The sequence below is a fragment of the Caballeronia catudaia genome (assembly GCF_001544755.2).
In the GTDB taxonomy this organism is placed as follows: Bacteria; Pseudomonadota; Gammaproteobacteria; order Burkholderiales; family Burkholderiaceae; genus Caballeronia; species Caballeronia catudaia.
In genome coordinates this window covers 1-6,529 of record NZ_FCOF02000095.1, presented here as the reverse complement: position 1 = coordinate 6,529, position 6,529 = coordinate 1, and the positions used below count along the sequence as shown (strand labels likewise).

The window sequence follows — 6,529 nt, the reverse complement described above, 5'->3', positions numbered from 1 at the left end:
GCCCGCGATGGCGAAGAGCCATGCGATCCAGCGCCTCGCCGATGTGGCGCGCGGCGCGCGTGAGATTTCTTCTTCCAACGGCCGGCTCATGACGCGTTCTCCCGCTGCGCCCGACGGCTTCGTTTTACACCAACGAGTGTAGCGCAGGAAATGCAGACCACCCAGACAGCATCGAAATGCAGATGGCTCGCCAACTCGCCGACGCGCACAGGGGAGGTTGTCAGCTACGGACCTGCACTGACGGGCAGCGCTTGCCCACCGAAGGAAAGGTCTTAGGGGACGGCCACGGCGCCTTCCTCGTGCGTCGGAAACAGCGCTGCCCCGGTCGTAGACCCTGTTCGCATATCGTCATGGCGCTCGTGCCACAACGCCACGGCAGAGCGTGTACTCATCGAGAGAACATGAATTTAACGACGAGCGCGACTTGTGAACAACACTGTAGGGTTCCGTGACGATGAAGCCACCGACGGAAGGGCAAAGCGCGCAAACTTCCCTTCGCGATCAACGGGGGCAAAATCGACCCTCTTCGGTCGTTCACGGGGTTGCCGCCTCAGGGTCGCATGCCGGAGGGCAGCGGCCTGCGTGTGCGGCGCATGAGGCACCTCTTGCGCCTGCACGCCCCTTCAGACTTGCCGGACGCAGCCGTTAAACCGTTGAACGGGAGAAGTCCGATAGAGCCTATGGCCCTCCCGGCGGCGCGTCGCCGTGACGAACCCGCCGACTCGCTAGTACAGCCCTCCAAGGATCAGTTCGATGAAGTCATTCAGGCAGAGTTTAATCCGAGACGAGCAGGGAGTTGTCGCGCTTGAATTCGTCTTGGTCCTTCCGTTCCTGCTCATGATCTTGTTCGGCATTATTGACATGAGCCTGTTACTTTGCGACAAGGCGATTATCACGAATGCTAGCCGAGAGGCCGCGCGCGCCGGTATCGTTCTGCAGTCGCCTCGTGTGCCCGCGAGTACCGTCCGGTCAGTCGCAACGACGTATGCTCAGAATAGCCTGGTCTCGGGTGGCACGTCATCCACGTCGCCCACCGTGACCGTGGACCAGTCACAGGGCACCAATTCCGGCAATCCGCTCAAAGTCACGGTTAGCTATACCTATACGGGCCTCGTGCTTGGCTCCGCGTTCAGCGCGCTGACGGGTCCGATAACCATCACAGCTCAAACAGTAATGAAATATGAATAGCGGCAAAGAGCGCTTGAGCCCCTCGGGTAGGCGAGTACGCGGCACGCCGCGACACATCGTGCTGCTGCGATATCGACGCGAACAGGGCGCTGTAGCGATATGGTTTCTTCTGTTCGTACCGGCGCTTATGGCCTTAGGCGCACTCGCGATCAATGTGCCCCGTCTAATAACGGTGCGAAACGAACTGCAAAACGCCGCCGATGCCTCGGCGCTGGCCGGCGCGGCAAAGCTGACTGCGAGTATGAACGGCCCGGACTGGGCGGATGCCGCCAGCGGGGCGACCGCGGCTGCCTCGTTAAACAAGTCGGATGGCGTGACGCTTTCGAGCGGCACCGTGCAAACCGGGTACTGGAATCTGACGGGCACGCCGTCGACGCTCGAAGCGCAGACGATCGCGCCGGGTCTTTACGACGTACCGGCTGTGCAAGTGACGGTCATGCGCGATACCGGACGGAACGGCGGGCCCATTGCGTTGCTGTTAGGCGGATTTCTCAACGTCCTCACGACCACGAGCAGCGCCACAGCGGTCGCTGTCGCCGTTGCGCCGTCCAGCGTCAGCGCGGGCGGGGTGTTTCCCGTTGTCATCGACAAATGCATCCTCGACTTGTACTGGGATGCGACGGCAAACAAGCCGAAAATCAATCCGTCGACGGGCCAACCGTATCAATTCCAAATCACCAACGGCCAGCTCTACGGCGGCTCTTGCAACGCCGGGCAATGGACATCGTTTCTCGTCGATGCCAACAACGTTCCGACGGTCCGTGGGCTGATGGTGAACGGCAATCCCACGCCCCTTTCCATCGGCGACGGCATCTGGATTCTGCCCGGCACAAAGACGACGCTGTACAGTACCGTGCCAGTCGGTTCAACCGTAGTTCTCGCGGTCGCCACACAGGTCGCCACCAAGAGCTACGCGCCTATCGTGGCTTTTGCCGCCTTTCATATCGACGGGTCCGTGGGCGGCAGCGGCAAGTACATCCTGGGCCACTTCGTCGGCGGATTCCCGGTTTCGGTACAGGGAGGAGGTGTCGGGCCGAATTACGGCGCCTACCTAGCGCCGCGCCTGGCGAAGTGAGCCCCGCTCGTTGTTGAGACCTACATTCGTCAAGATGCCGACGGGCTACTGCAGATTTTCATCATCGCTGCGTTGGGAAAGCCGCTTGTGACGCGGAGGCGACACTTGAATGGCAGGCCGGTCATGCGAAACCAGTGACCGTGGCCGGTCGGCAAAGATCGCAGCTAAGTTCCGTGCATCTGCGGCGACATCGGCCCTACCTTCCGGACCCGACCCACATCCGCCGTTCGACCAACCACGGCTCCAGCGGCAGCTTCCAACGCCTAACGGCCATTCGGTCGTTCGTAAGCGCGAGCTTTAGCACACCGAATCGAGAATTATTTGCAAGTCTCGGCGGTCGATATCAACCGGTTAGTCTGCATCGGGGTAATCGAAGCGCGCAGTCACGTTGACCCGGCGCGCGGCCTGTAAGTCAGCCGGTCTCCGCCTTGGCCTGCTGTTGCCGCGCATAATTGAACGGCAGCAGGTCAGTCACGCCGCATCCGACGCACGCTGCGGCAGCTCCGTGAGTACATGCAGCAGGTAGTCTGACGGCTCGACGCCGCAAGCCCGGCATGTCAGCACCGGGCTGTAGATCGTGGCGCTGTCCTTTGCGCCATCAACCGTGTCACTGAACAGCCACGATCTTCTCGAAGTGGGTCGTTCATATTGACTGGCTGGTAGTTGTCCGTGTCTCTAAATGGCTTGTCCAGCTTGATGGCGATTCTCGTAGGCGGGCTCGCCGTTGCTGAACTAAACGTCGTCACAGCCACGCGTTGTCGTGTCTCGACAGGAGAGCAAGTCTATTAACGGCGGCGGTTGCTCTATGCGACCCACGGCGTGGCCGGTCGACGTGGGCGTGTGCTCGCTAAACGGCTGCGAACTGTCCTTTAACAAGCCAACGGTTGTGAACGGCCTCGATTTCCCCGCAGACATCGTTTGAATGGCGCGACGGTGTCCTGCTATAGAGGTATCGGACCACCAGCGTCGTTGGCTGAGAATGTGCACGCAGGTTCAGAAATCCAAGATGACGTCATCACTTGAGGCTATCAAGGTCCAATGCGTCGGCGATCGCCTGCATGCCAGCGTCGTTCGGATGCAGGTTGTCACCACTGTTAAAAGCCGGCAGGAAGGAGGCTGGGTCAGCGGGATTGCTCACGGCGCGAGCCTGGTCCAGTACGGCATCACAGCCGCTCGACGGGCTCAGCACAAACGCGTTGACCGCTTCCCGTGTAGCTTCGATCGCGGGTGTCCAGAACGGCGTGCCGCGAAACGGCGTCAGCGTAGAGCAGATAACCTTGACGTCGACCACATGCGCGCGGTCGATCAACTTTTTAAACGCGGCGATCAGATCCTGCGCGCTGGCTGGTGCCTCGGTGTTGAGGTTGTTGACGGCATCGTCGGAGACGATAATCCACTTCACTCCCGGCTGGGCCAACGCGTCGCGAATGAAGCGATTGAGGCCCGCTTCGCCCGCGCCATCGGTGAAAAAGTTATTGCCACTGATTCCCTCGTTCAGTACACCGATCGCCATGCCGGCGTCGAACAGGCGCACGGCAAGATCGTTCGGCCAGCGGCGATTAGCATTGCTGCTGGATGCAGACCCCTCAGTGATCGACGCGCCGAATGCGACCACCGCGCCCGTTGCCTTGGCGTTTTGGACATCGACGTTCGTCAAAAAATAGTATGCCTGACCGGCAGGGTTAGGGGTGAAGCCGGTGAAGCTCGGATCGGCACTGAAGTTGCCCGGCGCGACGTAGACGTCCTGTAGCGAGCCGTCGTGGCCAGTCGAATGAGGTGGCGTTCCGCCGGGAAGATACAAGCTCACTGCAATATCCGCGAGTGACGGCACGTCGAAGGGAACAGGGTCGCTTGCGATTGACGCACCTGCAGGCAGTGTCACGCCTTGTTGGCCTCCAAACGTCACCGTTCTCGTACTGCTGGCGACCGTAATGGGACCGCTATCACGCAGGGCAACATAAACGTTGCCGATCACGACTGCCTCGCTCCCGTAAAGGTTCGACAACTGCACACGCACGGCAGAACCGCCAATGCTGGTGTGCACGATCTGGCGCACAGTCTCGTTGTTAAACCCCGGAGCATTAGTGATCCATGGTGCGACAGCCCAGGTACCGATCCACGCGATCGATGCCGTGCCAATAGGCATTCCTCCGGAACTACTCTGCGATGCTCCGCCAGGACCACTCGCCGATGTTCCGCCGGAGCCAGCCCCCCCACTCGCGCCGGCTCCGCCCGCGCCGCCACCACCACTCGCCGATGTTCCGCCAGAGCCAGTTCCCCCACTCGCGCCGGCTCCGCCCGCGCCGCCGCCACCACCACAGGAAAGACAGACCGCCGCCAAAAGCGCGATCACCGCGCGTCGAGACCACGCGCTAGTGCTGTCCTCCAAACCTTGCAATCGGTCCATGAGTGCCTCTCAAAGCGGTCTGGAGGACCGCAAGAACCTCAATCTATGCTTGAACAAACGCTTCGACGAAACGTGCACGTTTTATACCCACGAGGCTCCTTGCGTGGACAATCATACCGATAAACACGCCAGCTACGATCAGCTTGCGGACGTCCATTGTCCGGGGCGGAGCCGACCGATCTAGGTCCGACGCCTCACCATCTGATTGCTCCGCCGCTGAAAAGCCGATGTCTGTCAGCACCCGACCCAGTTCAGCCGTCCGGCCTGCACGGTCGTGGCTGACGGCTTCCGGAGGTACATCGGATGACCGATCGGTCGATCGAGTGTCGGAGGATCGGAAGTTCGACCCGCAGAGTGGCCGCGACGATGGCCCGAGCACTTCATGCCGATCGCGAGTCAGAGGTGATCGATTACACAGAAGTAGTTTTATGTGGAAAAATCCATGGCATTGTAGGAGACGATCGAGCACCTCGCGGCAGAGACAAACAAACACGCGGCCCAAGCCGGCTCTCCCCCTCCGTTCACACGCTCTTTCGCTGCTTTACGCCTTACGGACTAAGAGATGGGCGCCGTACGAAAGCAGTTCGTCGTCCTCCATTGATCTGAATCCTCGATTTAAGCGGGCCTTGGAGACGGGCAATTCGTCCCATCGCTTTTGTTCAAGAATCTCTACTTTAAATCCAGCTTCTTCGAACGCGTGTCTGATCTGCCCCAATCTGAGTCGGTTCGTGTAGATGTTCGTTTTTTTTAAGAAACTACTCTCCCATGTCGCAGTCGAGAAGCGCAGATGATTCAGGCTCCCGGCAAGCATGTCGCGGAAGTCGAGTAGATGTGAGCCAGTGCCGCCATTTGCGGTTACGCGGTACAGTTCGCGTGCGAGAATTTGGAATTGGTCTAACGGGATATGCTGCAAACACGAGTGCGAAAATGAAAAATCAATCTCGCTGTCATCTACCTCGGAAAGGCTGGAAACGCCATCTGTTAAATACGTGCAGTGCAGCGCGCCAAACACGCTCGCTGATGAAAAATCCTCCGAAACGTCAGGCATGCGTTCGCCCTTGCTGCGTAGTTGGTCAATTAAGGCAAGGTAGGGGCTAGGAACGGTTTCGGCAAAGGATCCTGCATCAATCAAAACGCTCCTTTCGAATCGCGTATATGCGTACACCGCTGTGAAAAGAGAATCGCCCGGCCCGAGTTCCAGAAGCGTCTTCGCCATTGGCTTCGCGTGAGCAACGTGATGCTCGTAGACACTCCGAGCGTAGTTTGGATCCAGCATCGCGCCCAGTTTGAAAATCCCATGACGCCGCCAAAACGTATATGGAACGCCCAAATTAGCCGCGATCACTTTCGAAGCCAGCTTCGCCTGCCATGGAAAACGCGCGCGCATTCAATATTCCTATGATGGTTTTAGCCTTCACTTAGGCATAGAAACCATAGACTAAGGGTCGCGATTACCGGTCCAAGTCCCCATCATTAGGAGTAAGTCTTGACCGTGGCAGGTCCCGGCCCGCTCAAGACGCCGCGACCGATGTATAAATCCCGACGAAGATTCAATTACGAGGACCCGCGGCTCCGATCTGTCTTGGACCCGTTATATATCGACGGCGCGGAGCCGAATGACGCCGTTGAAGTTATGCTCCCTGTCCGCCTTTGAGCATCTGGAATTACCCGAAGAACGGGTTGTTAGCTAAATTCCCGCCCTCTCCAACAGACTGTCGGAATACCTTCCGCGCGGGCCACTCGGCCGGGAGGGGGCGGTTTCAAACCGAAGCGCAACGGGGGGTTAATGTTTAGCGCTTTGAGATTGGCTCGCTGAGGCAAGTGTCGCAGCGAAGACCTCGAATGGCGAATGGAACGCG

Annotated in this window: 4 protein-coding genes and 1 pseudogene; 2 read left to right on the top strand and 3 right to left on the bottom strand. The window is 59.2% G+C overall.

Annotation, left to right across the window (positions count from 1 at the left end):
- Nucleotides 1–753: 753 nt before the first annotated feature.
- Nucleotides 754–1,188, top strand: a complete 435-nt coding sequence (locus tag AWB75_RS35800; protein WP_061128658.1) for a TadE/TadG family type IV pilus assembly protein — start codon at nucleotides 754–756, stop codon at nucleotides 1,186–1,188.
- Complete coding sequence (locus AWB75_RS35795) at nucleotides 1,181–2,263, top strand: TadG family pilus assembly protein (protein ID WP_087087190.1); 1,083 nt, start codon at nucleotides 1,181–1,183, stop codon at nucleotides 2,261–2,263. Before AWB75_RS35800 ends, AWB75_RS35795 begins: the two co-directional genes overlap by 8 nt.
- 412 nt (nucleotides 2,264–2,675) lie before the next feature.
- On the opposite strand, the pseudogene AWB75_RS35790 reads toward AWB75_RS35795, so the two are convergent.
- The 3 genes and pseudogenes from AWB75_RS35790 to AWB75_RS35780 all read right to left on the bottom strand — a co-directional run.
- Nucleotides 2,676–2,899, bottom strand: a pseudogene (locus AWB75_RS35790) (transposase domain-containing protein); the annotation flags it as partial.
- A gap of 379 nt (nucleotides 2,900–3,278) precedes the next feature.
- The gene (locus tag AWB75_RS35785; RefSeq protein WP_235012425.1) at nucleotides 3,279–4,319 is read right to left on the bottom strand and encodes a GDSL-type esterase/lipase family protein; all 1,041 of its coding nucleotides are present in this window, start codon (nucleotides 4,317–4,319) and stop codon (nucleotides 3,279–3,281) included.
- Between the two features lie 892 nt (nucleotides 4,320–5,211).
- Complete coding sequence (locus AWB75_RS35780) at nucleotides 5,212–6,057, bottom strand: class I SAM-dependent methyltransferase (RefSeq protein WP_143746669.1); 846 nt, start codon at nucleotides 6,055–6,057, stop codon at nucleotides 5,212–5,214.
- Between the last annotated feature and the right edge of the window lie 472 nt (nucleotides 6,058–6,529).

Coding starts and splice junctions, on each gene's coding strand:
- AWB75_RS35780 (WP_143746669.1), bottom strand. CDS start 6,057: ATGCGCGCGCGTTTTCCATGGCAGGCGAAGCTGGCTTCGAAAGTGATC.
- AWB75_RS35800 (WP_061128658.1), top strand. CDS start 754: ATGAAGTCATTCAGGCAGAGTTTAATCCGAGACGAGCAGGGAGTTGTC.
- AWB75_RS35795 (WP_087087190.1), top strand. CDS start 1,181: ATGAATAGCGGCAAAGAGCGCTTGAGCCCCTCGGGTAGGCGAGTACGC.